Source organism: Blautia sp. MCC283, assembly GCF_018785565.1.
Taxonomy (GTDB): Bacteria; Bacillota; Clostridia; order Lachnospirales; family Lachnospiraceae; genus Blautia_A.
The window spans coordinates 1-20777 of record NZ_WQQB01000012.1 but is presented as its reverse complement, the minus strand read 5'-3'; the positions used below and the strand labels follow the sequence as shown (position 1 = coordinate 20777).

Here is a 20777-nt window from a genome sequence, read left to right as displayed (position 1 = left end):
GAGAGACAGATCCTTGAAAAGCGTACAGAAGATAAATGAGACTACGCAGGACCGGATTCTGGAAATGGATCTTTCCGCAGAACTGAAACATGGAGTTGTTGTCAGCAATCTTGCTTATGATGTGGCAAAGGAGCTTGGCCTTGGTAAGGAAGAATGTTATCAGCTGGCCATTGCCGGAATGCTCCATGATATCGGCAAGCTGAAGCTGGAAGGATATATCAACGGACAGGAACAGAATCCGATGGTCATTGAAGAACTGAAGTATGTCCGTATGCATTCTACTTTGGGTTATGAGATCCTGAAAGATCAGGGATATTCAGATTACGTTCTGGAAAGTATTCTCTACCACCATGAGAATTTTGATGGCAGTGGTTACCCCAGTAACAAAAGCGGCGAAGAAATTCCCATAGGAGCCAGAATCTTGAGAGTGTGTGATGTATATGCAGCGTTAAGCATGGACAGACCTTACCGGAAAGCACTTGAGAACGATGAGGTCTTAAAACTTATGATCGATGAGATTAAAAACTTTGACATGCAGGTGTTTCTTGCATTTCAGAGGGTGATTCATAAAGGAGGAAACTATGGCATTAAAAAAGAAACCGGTTACAGGAATGAAGGACATTTTACCGAAGGAAATGGCAATCCGTAACTATGTGATGAATATGATCAGAGAGACGTACGGAACCTTTGGTTTTTCCGCGATCGAGACTCCCTGTGTAGAACATATTGAGAATCTCTGCAGCAAGCAGGGCGGTGAAAATGAAAAACTGATCTTCAAGATCATGAAGAGAGGTGAAAAACTGAAACTGGATACTGCAAAAACAGAGAACGATCTGACAGATTCCGGTCTCCGCTATGACCTGACTGTACCGCTTTCCAGGTATTATTCCAATAATGCCAATGAGCTTCCGGCTCCGTTTAAGGCACTTCAGATGGGAAATGTATGGAGAGCTGACCGTCCGCAGAGAGGTCGTTTCCGTCAGTTTATGCAGTGTGATATCGATATCCTGGGTGAGCCGACTTACCTGGCTGAAATTGAGCTTGTACTTGCAACAACAACACTTCTCGGAAAACTGGATTTCCACAACTTTACCATCCGTATCAATGACAGAAGAATCCTGAAGGCAATGGCTCAGTACAGCGGATTCCCGGCAGAGAGCTTTGACACTGTATTTATCATCCTTGACAAGATGGATAAGATCGGCATTGAGGGTGTTGCTGAGGAGCTTGAGAAAGAGGGATTTGCAAAAGAGAGCATTGACACTTATCTGGGACTTTTCCGTGAGATCACCAACGATGTTGAGGGTGTCCGTTATATTAAAGAGAAACTTTCCGATGTTCTGGATGCAGGTATCGCAGAGGATCTTGAGACCATCATCAATACGGTAGAATCTGTAAAAACAGCAGATTTCAAGATGTCTTTTGATCCGACACTGGTACGTGGAATGTCCTATTACACAGGTCCGATCTTCGAGATCTCCATGGACGAGTTCGGTGGAAGCGTCGGCGGTGGCGGACGTTACGATGAGATGATCGGCAAGTTCACAGGAAATAATACCTGTGCCTGCGGTTTCTCCATCGGATTTGAGAGAATCGTCATGCTGCTTCTTGAGAGAGGCTATGAGATCCCAACCAAGAATGGAAAGAAAGCATATCTGATCGAGAAGAATATGCCGGCGGACAAACTTCTGAACATCCTGAAACAGGCAACAGAGGAGAGAAGTGCCGGTACACAGATCAATATCTCTATTATGAAGAAGAACAAAAAGTTCCAGAAAGACCAGCTGGCAGCAGATGGTTATACAGAGTTTGTAGAATTTTTCAACAGAGACTAAATATCTGTTGATGAACAAAGATATCAGAGTAAAATAAAAAGACTGCGATCAGAGTAGTCTGAGGAGGATAAAGAGATGGCTGAAAGCATGCAGGGACTGCACAGAACCTGCCGATGTGCAGAAGTGACCACAGAGATGGTCGGAAAAGAAGTAACATTAATGGGATGGGTGGCAAAAGCCAGAAATAAAGGAGGTCTTGTATTTGTAGACCTTCGTGATCGTTCCGGAATCATGCAGCTGATTTTTGAGAATGGCAGCATTGACGAGGAAGGCTTTACAAAAGCTGGCAAGCTCCGTAGCGAGTTTGTCATTGCCGTAACCGGTACTGTAGAAAAACGTGGAGGAGCTGTAAACGAGAATCTTGCAACAGGCGAGATCGAGCTTCGCGTAAAATCCCTCCGTGTTCTTGCTGAGGCAGATGTACCGCCATTCCCGATCGAGGAGAATAGCAAGACAAAAGATGAGATCCGTCTGAAATACCGTTATCTTGACTTAAGAAGACCGGATCTTCAGAGAAACATCATGATGAAGAGCAAGGTTGCTCAGCTTACAAGACAGTTCTTCACAAACGAGGGATTTCTTGAGATCGAGACACCGATGCTTGGAAAGAGTACTCCTGAGGGAGCCAGAGACTACCTGGTACCATCCCGTGTTCATCCGGGAAGCTTCTACGGACTTCCACAGTCTCCGCAGCTGTACAAACAGCTTCTGATGTGCTCCGGATTTGACCGTTATATCCAGATCGCAAGATGTTTCCGTGATGAGGACCTTCGTGCTGACCGTCAGCCGGAGTTCACACAGATCGATATGGAGCTTTCTTTCGTAGACGTAGACGATGTTATCGATGTTAATGAGAGATATCTTGCATTCCTGTTCAAAGAAGTTCTGGACATCGATGTAAAACTTCCGATCCAGAGAATTACCTGGCAGAAAGCTATGGACCGTTTCGGTTCTGATAAGCCGGATATGCGTTTCGGCATGGAGCTTCATGATGTCAGCGATATCGTAAAAGACTGCGGTTTCGGTGTATTCACAGGTGCTCTTGAGAACGGCGGAAGCGTTCGTGGTATCAACGCAGAAGGCCAGGGTGCAATGCCGAGAAAGAAGATCGACAAACTTGTTGAGTTCGTAAAAGGTTATGGTGCAAAGGGTCTTGCATACATTGCCATCGCAGAGGACGGAACCAGAAAATCGTCCTTTGCCAAATTTATGAAGGATGAGGAAATGGATGCCCTTGTAAAAGCCATGGACGGTAAGCCGGGAGACCTGCTCCTTTTCGCAGCGGACAAGACCAAACTGGTATACGATGTACTTGGTGCCCTTCGTCTTGAGCTTGCAAAACAGATGGATCTTCTTGACAAGAACGAGTACCGTTTTGTATGGGTAACAGAGTTCCCGCTTCTTGAGTGGAGCGAGGAGGAGAACCGTTTCACAGCGATGCACCATCCGTTCACTATGCTTATGGAAGAGGATCTGCCGCTTCTTGACACAGATCCGGGAAAGGTCCGTGCAAAAGCATACGATATCGTTCTTAACGGAAATGAGATCGGTGGCGGTAGTGTCCGTATCCATCAGGATGATATCCAGGAGAGAATGTTTGAGGCACTTGGCTTCACAAAAGAAGCTGCACATGAGCAGTTCGGCTTCCTTCTGGATGCCTTCAAATACGGAGTTCCGCCTCACGCAGGACTGGCATACGGCCTTGACAGACTTGTTATGCTTATGGCAAAAGCAGATACCATCCGTGATGTTATCGCATTCCCGAAGGTTAAGGATGCTTCCTGTCTGATGACTCAGTCACCAAGTCAGGTAAGTGAGGCACAGCTTCACGAGCTGGGACTTGATCTTAAGCCTGCGAAGGAAGAAGAGGAAGAATAAAAATCATGCAGCCGACAATCTATACATTTCTGATCGTTTGTCCACTTGTATTTCTTGCCGGATTTGTAGATGCTGTAGCAGGCGGGGGAGGCTTGATCTCCCTGCCTGCTTATCTTTTGGCCGGAGTTCCCATACATAATGCCGTTGCTACTAACAAACTGTCATCAGCAACGGGAACTCTGATCTCTACGGTACGTCTGTGTAAGAATAAATTTGTAGACTGGATTCTGGTACTCCCGTGTATCCCGATGGCGCTTCTGGGATCAACAATGGGAGCACATGTAGCACTTGTTGCCAGTGATAAAATCTTGCGTTATATGCTGATCCCGGTACTTCCGGTAGTTGCTTTTTATGTATTGCGTAAGAAGAATATGGATGAAAAAGGCGGAGAGATCGCCAGAAAGAAACAGATTCTGATCTGTGCCCTGTGTTCTCTTGCTGTGGGCTGCTATGATGGTTTTTATGGCCCCGGGACAGGAACCTTTCTCCTGCTTCTGTATACAGGACTTGGAAAAATGAGTGTGGCAAAAGCGTCCGGTACCATGAAGGTTACCAACCTTTCTTCCAATGTAGCGGCTCTTGTGGTATTTCTGCTCAGCGGAAAGATCGTGATCATGCTTGGAATTGCAGCATCTGTATTTTCTATTGCAGGACATTATACAGGGGCAGGCATGGTTATGAAAAACGGAAGCCGGATCATCCGGCCTATTATTCTTATAGTACTTGCACTGCTTTTTATAAAAATCATATCCGGAGTATAAAAAAACTCTCATTTGTTTTCCGTTTCAGTCTGTATGACCAGGAAATTCAAATGGGAGTTTTTTACTGGATCAGCGAAGTCCCCTGTATAGTTGCGAACATCTGCCGGATTAATTTTATTCGTCACTGTCGGAATCATCGACATTATCATCGACTTCTTCTGTTTCCGTTTCATTGTCACCGGAATTATTGTCTTCATCAGAGACCTCTTCGTTTCCGGTGCCCTGATCGTCAGAAATATCCTCTGTCATATCTTCAGGGACAGGAGATGCGGTAAGTGTTCCAAAAATAGCATTGCCAAGTTCGGTTCCGGCATCTTCGAGTTTCCAGGAAGCGCCGTCATTTATCAGGTGAAAAACAGCGTTGGCAGTTATGGTTGATTCGTTGTTCTTGATACTGTCAAGAAGAAGTTCGTGAGATTTGTCATATCTTTTCTGAGAGCCGTCAATCACTGCATCAGCGGAACCAAGATAGGTATTTAGTTCTTTTTCATATTGAGAGAGAATCGAATCACTGTCAAAAGTAGTCAGCTGTGCACTGACCTGAGCAAGATAGCCCGAGATGGAACTGTCTGTTATTTTATAGTTAAAACAGGAGTGAAACTGTTCCATAAGTGCGGATGCAATGGCATTTTTTGCTGGGTCTGAAGTGTTCAGGATGGAGTCCAGACCAAGGTAATTGGACATCTGCTGAACATCCATTTCTTGCAGGGTTTTCAGATAAATTGCCAGGGTTTCATCAGCTGGGACAAGATCCGGATCGGATAAATAGGTGATCAGACCTCCAACCAGGTCATTTTCCAGAGAAGAACTGTGTGTGATATCCCAGTCCGGTTCGGAAGAGGAACCATGATTGATCAGCTGAATGGAAGCATTTCGGTCTATGGTTTTATAGGAACCTTTTTTCAGGAGTTTGTGGAGATGCAGATAACGCTGCTCCAGAGAATTCCCATCATTATCTGTGCTTTTTTCACTGGAAGCGGCTTTTAAGATTTCATCTTTAAGGCTCTGGGTAATGAAATCTTTCGCAAGCGCCTGGGAATCCAGAGTGGTAAGCCGCAGGTGTGCAGAAGCAGTTTCCTGATCCTGGTCAATGGATATATCCAGTATTTTGTAATCAAAATTCTGGAAGAAGAGGGAAAAGACTTCTTTTATATCATCAGAAAGTTCCGTATTATCATCAGAATCTGGAAACAGTTCCTGATACGATATGTATTTCATGGTCGTTTCGGAATCCAGATTTTTAAGAAGATCCAGATCCTTTTTGATCGCTTTCTCCGCAGATGTTTTTGCCAGGTGGGAACAGCCGGTTATGGAGACTGCCAGAAAAACAAAGAAGAAAGCCAGCAGATATTTCACTGTCTTCATATCGTTCTTTCCTTTCAAAAAAATTTACATCTTATTTTATCAGATATCGCCTCAAAAGTCAAAAATCGCATAAAACTATACTATTTTTATAAAAAAATGGTGAAAAATTTGTGAAATTTGCATCGTTTTCCTCAAAGACTTTTCTTTTTCTCTTTAATCTGCTATGATGTTTGAAGCAACTTGTAGTTTCGGCATAATGCTGAGAAAAGAGGAAATATATGAAAAAACGTATTTTAATTGCCCTGGGAATTATTATACTGGCAGCCGGTATTGGAGCAGGTGGCTGGTATTACTACAGTCATCATATGGGGACTGTAAGCGGCAGTGATACCGTATATGTAACGAAGATAAGCAAGCTTTCAGAAATGGATTCCGGTGTGGAGAATCGTTATGCAGGCGTGGTGGAACCGCAGGAAACTGTGCAGGTAAAGATCGAGAGCGGGCGAAAAGTAAAAGAAGTACAGGTAAAGACCGGTGAAGAAGTGAAAAAGGGTCAGCTCCTTTTTCAGTATGATCTGGGAAGTATCCAGCAGAGTCTGCAGGAAGCACAGCTGGCACTGGACCGGCTGAAAAACGAAGCTTTAAGCATTTCGGATCAGATTACGACTCTGGAAGCTGAGAAAAAGAAAGCTACAGCTGATAACCAGCTTTCTTATACAATAGAGATCGAAACTCAGAAAATGAATCTCAAGAAGAATGAGTATGATCAGAAGAGTAAACAGGCAGAAATCGAAAAGCTTTCCCAGGCAACGCAGAATACTGAGGTGCGAAGTGAAATTGATGGTGTAGTCCAGAAGATCGATACTTCCAAGATGGGGGGCGACAGTTCTGATGGGGTAGATGATACTTTGACGGAAGGAACTGCGGATTCATCGGACTCAGGCTCTGGAGATAGTTCCAGCAATGCATTTATTACGATCCTGAGTACAGGGGCTTACCGTGTAAAGGGAACGGTAAATGAAGTAAACCGGGATTCGATCATAGAGGGAACGCCAGTGATCATCCGCTCCAGGGTAGACGCATCAAAAACCTGGAAAGGGACAATGGGGTCCGTTGATATGGATAATTCGGCTACTAACAGCAGCTCAGATGCTGCAATGTTTGGAATGTCCAGTACTGGTGATGATCAGACTTCCTCCAGTACATATCCGTTTTATGTGAATCTGGATTCTTCGGATGGTCTGATGCTTGGACAGCATGTTTATATTGAACCGGATGAGGGACAGGATGATAATAAAGCAGGTATCTGGCTGAATGATTACTTTATTGTGGATGCGGATACAGATAGCCCTTATGTATGGGTTGCAGGCAGTGGGAACAAACTGGAAAAGAGAGATGTTGTACTTGGACAGTATGATGAAAATCTAGCGGAATACGAGATTGCGGACGGGCTTACAGAGAAAGACAGGATCGCATTCCCGACAGAGGAACTTAAAGAGGGAATGTCTGTTGTAGAGGGAACCGCTGATCAGACAACTGCGGCTATGTGGGATACTTCTGATGAAGATTCCCAGGATGTTTCTGATGAAGATTACAGCGATATGGAAAGCGATGGATCAGAACCTGATATGGTCGAAGACAGCGGTCTGGATGGAGATATGAGCACAACGGAAGGGCTTTCTCCGGAAGATGACCTCGTTCCAATGGAAGGAGCACCGACGGAATGATTTTGGATTTAAAGGGAATATATAAAGATTACCAGCAGGGGAAAATGACAGTTCCAGTATTGAAAGATGTGAATTTTTCGATGGAAGAGGGTGAATATGTAGCAATCATGGGACCATCCGGTTCTGGAAAAACCACACTGATGAATATTATCGGCTGTCTGGATAAACCTACGAAAGGAACTTTTCTCCTGAATGGAGAGGATATTGCAAAGTGCACGGAGAATGAAATGTCAGATCTTCGTTTGAAAACCATAGGCTTTGTGTTCCAGAGTTTTCACTTGCTTCCAAGACAGAGTGCGCTGACAAATGTTGAGCTGCCTCTGAATTATGCAAAAGTCCCAAAGAAAGAACGCAGGGAACGTGCTTTGAAAGCGCTGGAGCGTGTAGGACTTGCTGACAGGGTTAATTTTAAGCCGAATCAGCTTTCCGGTGGTCAGATGCAGCGAGTTGCCATTGCAAGGGCGATTGTAAACAATCCCAAACTTTTGCTTGCAGACGAACCTACGGGAGCATTGGATACAAAATCCGGAGCACAGGTCATGGAACTTTTTCAGAAGCTGAATGATGAGGGAGTATCTGTACTGATGATCACGCATGATCCGGAAATTGCGGCACACGCCAAGAGAGTTGTTATGATCCGTGATGGTGAGCTGCAGGAAAAGAGGTGATAACATGAAAGTGGTGAAGAGAATAATTGTCGGTGTATTGATAGCAGCACTGGCATCAGCTGGTATTTATACAGGTCTTATGCATGTAAAAGAATCCAAGGTGACAGAAGTACCGGTAACAAGTGTCAGCAACCTTATGACAGACTGGTATTCGGAAACAACGCTGGATGGAACCATCACCACAAATGTTGCGCAGAATGTAAATATGGATAAAGATATGATCATTGAGAAGATTTACGTTTCTCAGGGTGATGATGTAAAAAAAGGAGACAATCTGATCTCCTTTGATATGACGCTTGTAGAGATGGAACTGAATATTGCAAAGCTGAAACTGCAGAAACAGGAACAGGATCTTACAAAAGCCCAGAACCGTCTGACAAGTCTTCAGAACGGAGGACCTATTGAGGACAGTACGGACAGCACAGATGATACAGAGCTGAATTCTACAGATGGAAATACCGGTGACAGTAATATGACAAGCACGGATATTCCTTCTGATGGAAGCGGTGATGATGAGATGCAGTCCACAACCGGTTCTCTGGGAACTGCAGTAGATGGAAGTTATCTTGCGTCGGCATCTCAGCCGTTGCTTCTCAGTGCGTTTACAGATACAGCTTCCGCATCAGAAGAGTCTCAGGAAGCAGATGTCATTGATGGGGAAGAGGCAGCAGCAGGGGAAACTTCAGACGGTGAGCAGCTGGATGAAGATGAGGATTCTTCTGATGATGGTCTTATCATGGATCCGTCTTATCAGGATCCTACGGTAGATGATATTACAGATGGTGAAACGCCGGATCTGAATGCAGGAGATGACAGTACACCTTCCGTATCACCTACGCCGACACCGACACTGGGGCCGAATGAACTTCCTGATCCGAATGCAACAGAAGAAGAAATTCCGGGAATCACAGATGGAGAACCGCAGTTTTATCAGAAACTAGATTATACATCTCAGCCATTTACAGGAACCGGAACAGAAGATGATCCGTATGTTTTTCTGGTGAGCAGTGCAAAAGGCAAGGTTACTGTCATGGGTTCATTTTTTAACCGGATGGCAGGATACAGTGAAGACGGAACAAAAGTAGTTCAGAAAGGTGGCAGCTGGTTTCAGCTGGAATTTCATGAGAATGATACCATTGCGGATTTTGAAGACAGAAAACTTTCCTGTACAGGATATTATCTGATCGATGGAAGTCTTCTGGAAAATCCTGTTTATATGTATGCAGAGACAGAATTTACTTTGGATGATGCAATGAAGTACGATGATACTGGTGATGACGATGAAATTCCGGATGACAGTGGTGACGGAGATGACAGTACGGACAGTACGACCATGACCAGAGAAGATGCCATCAAGATCCAGAAAAATAAGGTTTCAAGCCTGAAACTGGATATTGAAGAGAGTAATCTGAATATCACCAAACTGGAAAATAAAGTAAAAAATAAACTTGTGACAAGCAAGCTGGATGGAACCGTTGCCTATATTGGAGATGAAGCAACCGGTTCCTATAATGGAGATGCTTTTTTGAAGGTAAAGAGCAAAGATGGTTTCTATGTTACCGGAACAGTCAGTGAGCTGATGCGGGATCAGATGAAAGAGGGGACTCTTCTCCAGTGTACCAGTTATGATTCCGGCAGTTTTGAGGCAAAGGTATTAAATGTTTCAGACTATCCGGTGGATTCTTCCAATAATTTTTATTATGGAGGAGATTCCAATCCCAATGTATCTTACTATACCTTTAATGCAGAGATCACTGATCAGTCGCTTCAGTTTACAGATCAGGATTATGTGACAATATCTCTGAAATCAAATAAACTGTCCAAAGGCAGCCTGGTTGTGATGAAGGCCTTTATCCGCACAGAAAATGGAACCAGTTATGTTTATAAAGATGTAAAAGGAACTCTGAAAAAACAGCAGGTTACTGTGGGCAGTATCGTAAACAGCGGATACTATGCCATTGTAACTTCAGGTCTGAAGTCGGATGATCTTCTTGCGTTTCCTTACGGAAATACGGTACAGGAAGGTGCCAAGACAAAAGAAGTAACATTGGATGATATGTATAATGAATAACAGGAAGGAGAAATTTCATGCTTGAAAATATACGCCTGGCATTTCAGGGAATATGGTCACATAAGATGAGATCCTTTCTGACCATGCTTGGTATTATTATTGGTATTGCATCTATTATTGCAATTGTATCTACGATTAAGGGCACCAGTGAACAGATAAAGGAAGACCTGATCGGTTCCGGAAACAATACTGTGCAGGTGCTGCTCTATGACGGAGACAGCACTTATGACATGGACTATGGCTCCTATGGAAGTTCTGCCACACCGCCCGTCATTTCCGATTCGCAGAAAACAGCCATTGGAGATCTGGACCATGTGATCAGTTCTACATTTTACTACAGCAGTCAGTCCGCAAGTGTTTATTATAAGAATACAAGTTTTCAGGGCGGAACAGTATATGGTATTGATAACAGTTATCTGAAAACGATGGGATATTTGGTCCAGTCCGGACGTGGTTTTGTGCAGAAGGATTATGACAGCTATCGAAAGGTTGCACTGGTGGACTCCAATGCTGCGCAGAATATTTTTGGAAGTGAAAATCCGGTAGGAAAGACCATCGAGATCGGAGCAGAACCTTATATCATCGTAGGCGTGATCACTCAGAGCGAGGATAATATGCCTAAGATCAATACATTGTCCGAGTATGAGGAATATTCTCAGACTATTATGGGAAGTGTGATGATTCCGGATACAACCTGGCCTGTGGCATTTAAGTTTGATCAGCCTCAGAATGTGACAGTCCGTGCGGACAGTACAGATAATATGAGTTCAGTGGGAAAAGCGGCAGAAGATGTCCTGAATACAGGAATCCAGAATGAGAAGAATAAATCCAATTTCAAATATAAAGCAGAAGATATCATGGAGAAGGTCAAAAATCTGCAGAAACTCAGTGAAAGCACAAATCAGCAGCTGATCTGGATCGCAAGTATCTCCCTTCTTGTCGGTGGTATCGGTGTTATGAATATCATGCTGGTATCTGTCACAGAGCGTACCAGTGAGATTGGTCTGAAAAAGGCCATTGGAGCAAGAAAAAATATTATTCTCGGGCAGTTTCTGACGGAGGCTTCGGTGCTGACCAGTATCGGAGGAATCATAGGAGTGGTACTTGGTATCATCCTGTCAAAAGTAGTGGCGCAGGTGTCCGGGGCACCAACGGCCATCAGCATACCAGCCATTATTGGTTCTGTAGTATTTTCCATGCTGATCGGCCTGATCTTCGGACTTCTTCCATCTGTGAAAGCAGCCAACCTGAATCCTATCGATGCACTTCGAAGTGAGTAAATACAAATAAAAAAACGCATACATTTTTACAGCAATGTACCGGCTTCCAAAAGTCAGATCTGAAGATCTGACGATTGGAGGCCGGTATTTTTATGCCTCAATATTTTATGGATTCAAGAAAGTGACTGTTCTGGAAGGATTACTGTAAATGTGGCGCCGCCTCCGGGAGTCTCTGAGACAGTGATCTTTCCCTTCTGGAGAGAAATGATTTCATTTGCAATGGAAAGCCCCAGCCCAAAAGCTGCTCTTTGAGAAAATATCTGATGTTCCAGTGTATCCAGAGGGTGGAGGATAACAAGACCCAGAGAACCGTTTTTATTCGGGATCTGAGCTGTACAGGCATAAAAAGCCTGGATTCCGGATCAGTGGTTAGATTTTGGCTTCTGGACGAAAAAATGGAAAGAAGTTAAAAAAAATTTCCAGTGGTATCTGGTACTTCCGAAGACACCCATCCAGGCAGAACAGGTACAATGTGTTTTTCGCGGAATGGCAGCGTTTATTTTGTCACTTTTGCTGTATATATGGCAAAAAAAGAAAGCATAAATGGAATTTTTACAGGTTTTTTCCAGATCATAAAAAAATCATGGCAGAATCTTTGGATAGTGTGATATAATACACCATAAGTGGGCAAATATTAAAACAGAAGGAGATAATTTCATGAAGGTTTTGGAAGGTAAATCTGTATTTTCCGGTATTGCAATCGGCAAGATCTCAATCCTCCAGAAGGTTGACACCAGTGTAAAACGTGTTCACGTGGAGGATCCGGAAGAAGAGGTAAAGCGTGTGGAGGCAGCCAAGGAGCAGGCTGTGGCACAGCTTCAGAAGCTTTATGACAAGGCTCTTCAGGAGGTTGGAGAGTCCGGAGCGGCAATCTTTGAAGTTCATCAGATGATGCTTGATGATGATGACTATCTTGATTCCATCCACAACATTATCCGCACAGAGTCTGTAAACGCAGAATATGCGGTTGCAACAACTGGCGACAACTTCTCATCAATGTTCGCACAGATGGACGATGATTATATGAAAGCAAGAGCGGCTGATGTGAAGGATATTTCTGACCGTCTGGTACGTGTACTTTCCGGCCATGGAGATGGAGAACTTGAGGCATCTGAACCGGTGATCGTAGTTGCTGAGGATCTTGCACCAAGTGAGACCGTACAGATGGATAAGAGCAAAGTACTTGCATTTGTTACAAGAAAAGGTTCTTCCAACTCACATACCGCCATTCTTGCAAGAACTATGAACATTCCGGCACTGATCAATATCGAATACGACGAGTCCATGGACGGAAAAATGGCAGTTGTAGACGGAAAGAGCGGAAATCTGATCGTTGATCCGGATGCGGAAACCCTTAAGAAATACGAAGACCTGCGTGCAGATGAACTTGCACAGCGTGCAATGCTCAAAGAACTGAAAGGAAAAGAGACTGTTACCAAGAGCGGCCGTAAGCTTCATCTTTATGCAAACATCGGAAGTACCGGCGATGTTGCCAACGTACTTGCCAATGATGCGGAAGGTATCGGACTTTTCCGAAGCGAATTTGTATATCTGGAGAAAGAAGATTATCCGACAGAGGAAGAGCAGTTCCAGGTTTATAAGACAGTAGCACAGAACATGGCCGGTAAGAAAGTCATCATCCGTACCCTTGATATCGGAGCAGACAAGCAGATCGATTATTTCAATATGGCACATGAGGAGAACCCGGCTATGGGATATCGTGCGATCCGTATCTGCCTGGACCGTCCGGAAGTATTCAAGACACAGCTGCGTGCACTTTTCCGTGCAAGCATGTTCGGAAATATTTCCATCATGTATCCGATGATCATCTCCGTAACAGAAGTAAAACAGATCAAAGCGATCGTAGCAGAAGTGAAAGCAGAGCTTACGGAGCAGGGTATCCCGTTCCGTGATGATGTGGAGCAGGGTATCATGATCGAGACACCGGCTGCTGTTATGATCAGTGACCTTCTTGCAAAAGAAGTTGATTTCTTCAGTATCGGAACTAACGACCTGACTCAGTACACTCTGGCAATCGACCGTCAGAACGCAAAACTGGACAACATTTATGATTCTCATCATGAGGCTGTCCTCCGTATGATCCAGATGGTTGTGGACAATGCACATAAAGAAGGTATCTGGGCAGGAATCTGCGGTGAGCTTGGTGCAGACACCACACTTACTGAAAGATTCGTGGAGATGGGGCTGGATGAACTGTCCGTATCTCCGACCTTTGTTCTTCCGGTCAGAAAGATCGTAAGAGAGATGGAATAGAATATTATTGTTGCAAAAAAAGCTGTCACTTTAGTTAAAAGTGGCAGTTTTTTATAAAAAAAATTTCGTCTGCTTTTTTATAGTGCATTAAAAAAGTAAAAGGCATAATTTGTTCAAAATAAGGCATAAATAGTCGAAAATAATAGCACTGTAACATTGCGTGGCAATTGAGGATGAAGTATAATTAAGTATATATATTATATCAGTATTCAAAAATATGCTGTTTATTTGTGCAATAGTGATAATTTTAAAGAAAAATAGGCACAGATAAAAGGGAAAATGGAGGGAAAACATGAAAAAGACAGCGCGTTTTTTAGTAATGCTTTTGCTGTTGGTTGTTACCTGTGTGACAGGAATACCGGTAAAAGCAGAAGAAGCAACACCGTCGACAGAAGACAATCTGAATCTGGATGTCATTTATGTCATCGACGGAAGTGGTTCTATGGAGCGGGCAGACCCGGAATACATGGCACCGACTGCCGGAAAGCTCTTTACAGAACTGTGTGCATCCAGTGCAGAGGGCACAAGAGCCGGTTATGTATATTATTCCCATGTTATTCTTGACAGTGTGGGACTTACCGATCTGAGCACCGGAAAAGATACACTCAAAAAAGGCATGGAAGCGATCAAATATGATATCAATAATGATACCGATATCGCACTGGGACTTACAGAAGCCGTAAAACTTCTGAAAGAGGGAAAGGCTTTTAATTCCGGACGAAATCCGATGGTCGTTCTGCTCAGCGACGGAAGAACAGATCTTCCAAAAGGACCACGTACAGTAGAAGAATCCCAGAAAGAACTGAGCAAGACTCTCAAAGAGGCAGTATCTCTGAACCTTCCGGTATATACCATCGGACTGAATTATGATGGTTCTCTGGATTCCGCTACAATGAACGATATTGCCGAGAAGACAGGCGGTAAATTCTATGAAACAAAATCTTCAGATCAGCTGAATGGTATTATTGAAGACATTTATAATGACCACACAAAGGGCGGCAGTGCGGAACTTCCTTCCCAGTATGATTCCAAAACAGGAAGATATACAACAAACTTTACTGTTGACAATGCAAGCGTTTACGCGGCTAATATTGTAATTCTTACAGAAAAAGGTGTGTCAGATCCGAAGATCATCGATCCTTCCGGAAAAGAAGTACCTCAGGATGAAGAACACAATATCACGGTATCTTCTGATAAACGTTATATGACCATTAAGGTTAAGAATCCGCAGAAAGGTGAATGGACTGTAAGTGTGGCAGGCGACGCAAAGGATTCGATCAAGATCAATCTGCTGACCACATTTGATATGAACCTTACTCTGGATGTGGATAAATCTTCACCGAAAACAGGTGATGATATCAATATGACAGCACTTCTGAAATGCGGAGATCAGATAATTTCAGATGATGATCTTCTGTATGGTGCAACTGCTACCTGTATTATCACAGATGCCAGTGGAAAAGAACAGCAGATCCCTATGGATACAGACAGCTACAGGTTCAAATACACCATGAAGGCAGAGAAGCCGGGTGATTATACAGTAAAAGTAGTTCTTAATGGAAGAAATGAAAGTTTCTCAAAAGAAACAACCCCATACAAGATGATCATAAAAAGTACTCCGTTATCTGTAAAAAGCGGAGATGTGAAAAAAGTATCACTGTTGGGAAAACCATTCGGAAAGACCAAGGAAATTCCTCTGGACGAGATCACTACATACGACGCAACATCCAAGATTAACTGTGATATTGAAGAAGACAGTGAAATAAATGCGAAGGTTTCCTTTAATCCAGATACCAAAACATTCCAGATCGTTCCGTTAAAAAATGGTAGTCAGGATGTAAATCTCCGTATTGCGGATGAATATGGACAGAGCGCACGATTTACAATGCGGGTAAACGTAAAATCCGTATGGACGATCGTTATCGGAGTACTGGTATTGATCCTTGCAGTGATCGCTGCAATTTTCTTCATTCTCCGTGCAATGAAACCGAAATTCCGTGATCTGCTCACTATGCAGCTCACATTGCCGCCTGCTCTTCAGAGCCTGACACCAGGCAGCGTATCTATGACTTTGCCGGGCAAAAAATCCGAAGTGCTGTTAGGGACTGTGATCAATGAGGATCAGGTAGCAAGAAATACATATAATGAAGTGTTTATGCGTACAGGCCTTCAGGCTCTGGTACAGAATATCAAGCTGAAAGCATTAAAAGATGGAATTGAAGTCTGTGTGCTTCCAAAGACAACAGGCATGATCCAGATTGATAATCAGAAGATCGACACTGAAAAGGGTGTAAAAAAATCTGTCAGAAAAGGCGACAGAATTTCCATTCAGTATGTCAGCCCATCTGAGCAGGGTGGAAGTGTGCTGACATTGATCGTCGGAAAAGAACAGAAAATGTCCGGATCTATTTATGGATCTGGAGGAAGTGATTTTGATATCAGCCATACTGGCAGTCCATATGGTGGCCAGAGAGGAAATGGTTTCGGTGGAGGAAACGGTTTCGGAAGTGGAAATGGTTTCGGAGACGGAAACGGTTTCGGAGGCGGAAATGGCTTTGGCGGAGGAAACAGCCAGGGAGAAAATGGCTTCGGAAGCGGAAACGGTTTCGGAGGAGGAAATGACTTCGGCGGAGGAAACAGCCAGGGAGGAAATGGCTTCGGAAGTGGAAACGGCTTCGGAGGAGGAAATGACTTTGGCGGAGGAAACAGCCAGGGAGGAAATGGCTTCGGAAGTGGAAACGGCTTCGGAAACGGAAATGACTTCGGCGGAGGAAACAGCCAGGGAGGAAACGGTTTCGGAAGTGGAAATGGTTTCGGAAGCGGAAATGACTTCGGCGGAGGAAACGGCCAGGAAGGAAACGGTTTCGGAGGCGGAAACAACCAGGGAGGAAACGACTTCGGAAGTGGCAGCTTTGGTGGCGACAGCCAGGGAAATACCCAGCCGGGAGGAAACGGCGGATTTAACTTTGGCGGTTCCGGAAGTGACGGAAGCGGAGATGACTTTTTCTGATCGCAGTTATTTTTTATAAACAGTATAAAATAATCCTTAAACGGAGGACATGTTATGGCAAAAGAAAAAAGAACGATCAGCTTACTGGAGCAGGCACTGAGCCTTGGCCAGAATGGCGGTATTTATTACGCAGGCGCACGAGTTGCGCCTGAGGAAAAACAGGCAGTGCTGTTTGTAGGACTTGGAGGAAGTGGTGCGGATGCACTGATCCGCATTAAGGATCAGATCACCAATAGAATGATCCTTCCTACTGATGAAAGTAACACACCTGTTGCGGACACACCGAAAAATATTGGATTTCTGGAAATTGATACCGATAAGAAAACCAAAAATCTTGCATATGGTACCGCACATTTTGACAGACGTGGAACAGAGTTCTGTGATATTTCTGTGGATGCGGTAGACAAGGTTATCGAGAATGTCCTGAAACAGAAAGACAATGGTGTAGAATACTGGCAGTGGTTTGATAAAGATGTAAATGCTATTGCAGGTGCGGATGGTGCAGGTGGAATCCGCCAGATCGGACGTATGCTTCTGGCAAATAACATCTTAAAAGTAGTTGCAGATATTAAGGGCAAGATCAGCAGTCTTATCAGCAATACACAGATCAATGATATCCGAATCATCTTATTCAGCGGTATTTCCGGTGGTACCGGTGCAGGTACATTTCTGGATATGGCCTATATTTTAAGAAAAGTGGCTAAAGAATCCATACCAAATGTAAATATCCTGGGCTATCTGATCATGACAGATGTCAATGAGTTAAATGGTGGTGCAGATACATCTCTGCGTGCAAACGGTTTTGCCTGCCTGAAAGAACTGGATTACTGGATGAACTCCAGTGAGCATATGGAACGTTACCATCAGAAATTTCCTGGCTATGAATTAAATGAATTTGCAGCACCATTTGATTTCTGCCATCTTCTGGATGCTTCAGATATCCACGGTCACCAGTTCAGTTACAAAAAGATCCTGCGTTCTGTTGCGGAGAATATTTTTGCTTACGTTGCGGGAGAAGCCGGTGGCGGTGATGGTGGTAATACCGCAATGACACAGATGTACAATAACATTCAGGGATATATGACCGCACTGGAGACAAGGGCTCCGTATCCGGCATGCTATAAATACCTGTCCGTTGGTGCCGCAAAGATTGAAATTCCTTATACAGAGATTTCAACGTTGGTTGCTGCACGTGTATTTGAACGTCTGGATCAGGGAATGTTCAGAAATCGTCCAACGCAGGAAGAATTTAATGTCACAGTATATCGTGATCTGGAAATGACAGAAGATAATATCCGAAGTCTGCTGTACAGAGAGGTTATTCCGAGACCGGCACTGCAGCAGTTTGACTATAAGGATATCTGGCCAAATAACACACCGTATAATGCCGCTTATAACTGGCTTGCGGATTTTCAGCGTGCGGTAGTAAAACAATCCGGAAATCTTCCAAGCTATCTGGAAGGAAAACTGAAAAATTACATTAAATCAAATCTTCAGAATAAGAAAACAGGTCCTGTATATCTGAGATACTTTGTGAAATCAGAGGAAAGTTATTCTCTCTATCATATGCTGGAAGGATTTAAGAATTACTGCAATGAACTGAAAGGCCAGTGTGCAGGCCAGTCCCAGAGAATGAAGGAAGAAATGCAGCAGATGTATGTCATGGGAACGAATGCGGGATTTGGAAAGAAAAAACAGGCTGCAAAAGATTATCTGGATTCTGTTGAAAGATGGTACAGAAATGAAGAATCTGCATTTTTAAATGAAGAGATCGTAAAAGTTATAGAGATTCTTCAGGGACGGTTGAAATTATACTATGATAATATTCTGAAACCTCTGACAGATACACTGTTTGAGCTTCCAAAGATATTCCATGACAATGTGGAGATCATCAAGGCACAGGAAGCTGTTGTGCAGGAAGATACGGATGTTCTGATCCGCCCATTGCAGTTTGAACATACGAAGCAGATGGAATTCAATGCGGCGGTTCTTGCGGCAGAAAATTCTTTCCTTGGAAGTCTGGCAGAAAATATCCACAAGTGGATCGGCAGAGATATTGACAACGTTGATGAGAACATTGCAGGAACTGTAGATGTTCCAGGATTTATTTCCGGATTTATTTCTGAGCATTTCAGCAAACTTCTTACGATCAACATGGAAAATATTATGTCTACGAAACTGAAATCAGGACAGAGCCTGAACCAATATATCGGTGACTGCATCGATCATCTTCTTGACAAGTCCTATGCCATGTATAAAAAAAGTGCACAGTTTGATGGAAAGACAGATGAATTTTCCATTCTGTCCATTCCAAGTGACTGCCCGGTAATCTATCAGACCGCAGTGGCACATATTAGAGCAAAAAATTTAAGTACAAAAGTCATTATCAAGCAGAGTGATGAGAGAAGCAGATTTTATATTGTCAAGGTTGCCAGCGGATTTCCACTGTATTCCAATGATTTCCTTGAAAAGATGGAAGAGGCATATGAGGAACAGATGCTTGGTAAAGCAGGAATGGGTAAACATCTGATCAGAGAGTGGCGTGATTATCTGCCGTCTCCGTATGTAGAACCTTCCTGGCATGGAATTTATACCTGTGAACGGACCAGAAAAAATAATAAAAAATACAGAGAACTTTTTGATGAAGCAGTAAAGCTGGACCTGATCACAGAACATAATGGAAATATTGTCCTCAAAAAAGCCAATGAAAAAGTTGCCGCATCTGTAAGCAAGGCCAATTTAAATGCGCCGACAATTCTTAAGAAGATCGAGCAGCTGACAAAGATCAAGATGGCAGTATGGGATTCCGGAGAAGAGCTGGTTCTGAAACCATTTGGTACGTATCTGCGTAGCATCGGAAATTCCGAAAACAATCAGGTACAGGGAAATAAGCTGGAAAGAGAAAAAGATAATATCCGTGAAAATATCCTGAGATATCCGCAGGTAATGAGACAGCTGGAACGAGAATGCCAGCTTGCAGAAAAGATTCAGCAGCTGGAAGATGAACTTTATTATCCGAAATATTATGCATACGCAAAAGTAGCTCATATGATCTATGAAAATGAGATCATGGATGTGGTATATAAAAGATCAGACATGGATCCGATGCCGATCACGCTGATGGTTGGACAGGAAATGGCTCCGGACTACCGGGAATATCAGGTGTATCGGAAACTCTGTAAACTTCTGGATAAGAAGATGCGTGCAGAAATTGATACACAGTATACAAATCTGAGAGCGCGTATCAAAGACAGTATGGGACAGAGAGAGGAACATTATAAAGAAATCCGGGAGCAGTATATTCCGGAATATAAGGAACAGGTAGAAACGGTACGTCAGGAACTCTATAATGCAGGACCGGATGAAAAAGCAGAATGTATCAATAAACTGGATTTTTATCAGGGAATCATTGAGGAAATGACCAGAATGCTTCCAATAGACGAGCAGTCAAAGCTGAGTGACCACCATCAGGAGTGGGATCATCATGATATTCATCGGACAGAAGAACAGCAGCCTGTAAATCATCAGGCAGAGCCGCCGAGATATCTGGATCCAACAACCTATCAGCCGATCGCACAGCCACAGCCAGGCCAGCTTGTTTTTGATACGAAGGTGCGCCAGCAGGTTATGTATCAGCCGGAAGTGCCGAGATATCTGGACCCGATGACCTATCAGCCGATCGCACAGCCGCAGCCGGGCCAGCTTGTTTTTGATACAAAGATGCGCCAGCAGGTTATGTATCAGCCGGAAGTGCCGAGATATCTGGATCCGATGACCTATCAGCCGATCGCACAGCCGCAGCCAGGTCAGCAGGTTTTTGATACAAAAATGCAGCAGATGATCGTATATTATCCTGCAGGAGCCGGAATGCCGGGAAGCCAGCCAGGCTATCCGGGAGGAACCGGAATGCCAGGAATGCCGGGAGGTCAGCCAGGTTATCCAGGAGGAACCGGAATGCCGGGAATGCC

The 20777-nt window shown here is 43.8% G+C and carries 13 protein-coding genes; 11 read left to right on the top strand and 2 right to left on the bottom strand.

Annotated elements, in window-relative coordinates; genetic code table 11:
• Positions 1 to 13: 13 nt before the first annotated feature.
• The 4 genes from GPK81_RS03400 to GPK81_RS03385 all read left to right on the top strand — a co-directional run bounded on the left by GPK81_RS03400 (position 14) and on the right by GPK81_RS03385 (position 4474).
• On the top strand, positions 14 to 649 hold the full coding sequence (locus tag GPK81_RS03400) for an HD-GYP domain-containing protein (RefSeq protein WP_256441805.1): 636 nt from the start codon (positions 14 to 16) through the stop codon (positions 647 to 649).
• A complete protein-coding gene (gene hisS, locus GPK81_RS03395) occupies positions 582 to 1835 on the top strand; it encodes a histidine--tRNA ligase (protein ID WP_173762319.1) in 1254 nt (417 codons plus the stop codon). The genes GPK81_RS03400 and hisS overlap by 68 nt, the downstream gene beginning before the upstream one ends.
• Positions 1836 to 1910: 75 nt before the next feature.
• Positions 1911 to 3713 (top strand): aspartate--tRNA ligase, encoded by a 1803-nt coding sequence (aspS, locus tag GPK81_RS03390; protein WP_215706543.1) that lies wholly within the window; start codon positions 1911 to 1913, stop codon positions 3711 to 3713.
• 5 nt (positions 3714 to 3718) lie between these two features.
• Positions 3719 to 4474, top strand: coding sequence for a TSUP family transporter (locus GPK81_RS03385; RefSeq protein WP_021977284.1), 756 nt, complete (start codon positions 3719 to 3721; stop codon positions 4472 to 4474).
• Between the two features lie 114 nt (positions 4475 to 4588).
• On the opposite strand, the gene GPK81_RS03380 is transcribed toward GPK81_RS03385, so the two are convergent.
• Positions 4589 to 5839: a hypothetical protein gene (locus GPK81_RS03380; RefSeq protein WP_021977285.1), complete on the bottom strand. Its 1251-nt coding sequence runs from the start codon at positions 5837 to 5839 to the stop codon at positions 4589 to 4591.
• A gap of 218 nt (positions 5840 to 6057) precedes the next feature.
• On the opposite strand from GPK81_RS03380, the gene GPK81_RS03375 reads away from it, so the two are divergent.
• From GPK81_RS03375 to GPK81_RS03360, 4 genes are read left to right on the top strand one after another with little or no spacing between them, the layout of a single operon-like run.
• Positions 6058 to 7506, top strand: a complete 1449-nt coding sequence (locus tag GPK81_RS03375; protein WP_021977286.1) for an efflux RND transporter periplasmic adaptor subunit — start codon at positions 6058 to 6060, stop codon at positions 7504 to 7506.
• Entirely contained in the window at positions 7503 to 8174 is a 672-nt protein-coding gene (locus GPK81_RS03370) for an ABC transporter ATP-binding protein (RefSeq protein ID WP_118063498.1), read from the top strand. The genes GPK81_RS03375 and GPK81_RS03370 overlap by 4 nt, the downstream gene beginning before the upstream one ends.
• Before the next feature lie 4 nt (positions 8175 to 8178).
• Positions 8179 to 10245: a hypothetical protein gene (locus GPK81_RS03365; protein WP_215706542.1), complete on the top strand. Its 2067-nt coding sequence runs from the start codon at positions 8179 to 8181 to the stop codon at positions 10243 to 10245.
• A gap of 17 nt (positions 10246 to 10262) precedes the next feature.
• Entirely contained in the window at positions 10263 to 11525 is a 1263-nt protein-coding gene (locus tag GPK81_RS03360) for an ABC transporter permease (RefSeq protein WP_021977289.1), read from the top strand.
• A 113-nt stretch (positions 11526 to 11638) separates the two neighbouring features.
• Here the strand turns inward: GPK81_RS03360 and GPK81_RS18445 are convergent, their stop codons facing one another.
• On the bottom strand, positions 11639 to 11785 hold the full coding sequence (locus tag GPK81_RS18445) for an ATP-binding protein (protein WP_278278392.1): 147 nt from the start codon (positions 11783 to 11785) through the stop codon (positions 11639 to 11641).
• 397 nt (positions 11786 to 12182) lie between these two features.
• Here GPK81_RS18445 and ptsP point away from each other — a divergent pair, with 397 nt between their 5' ends.
• From ptsP to GPK81_RS03340, 3 genes are all read left to right on the top strand, one after another.
• A complete protein-coding gene (gene ptsP / locus GPK81_RS03350) occupies positions 12183 to 13799 on the top strand; it encodes a phosphoenolpyruvate--protein phosphotransferase (protein WP_021977290.1) in 1617 nt (538 codons plus the stop codon).
• A gap of 292 nt (positions 13800 to 14091) precedes the next feature.
• Entirely contained in the window at positions 14092 to 16809 is a 2718-nt protein-coding gene (locus GPK81_RS03345) for a vWA domain-containing protein (protein ID WP_215706541.1), read from the top strand.
• Positions 16810 to 16863: 54 nt separating this feature from the next.
• The coding region (locus tag GPK81_RS03340; protein WP_215706540.1) for a tubulin-like doman-containing protein at positions 16864 to 20777 on the top strand (3914 nt) is incomplete at its 3' end.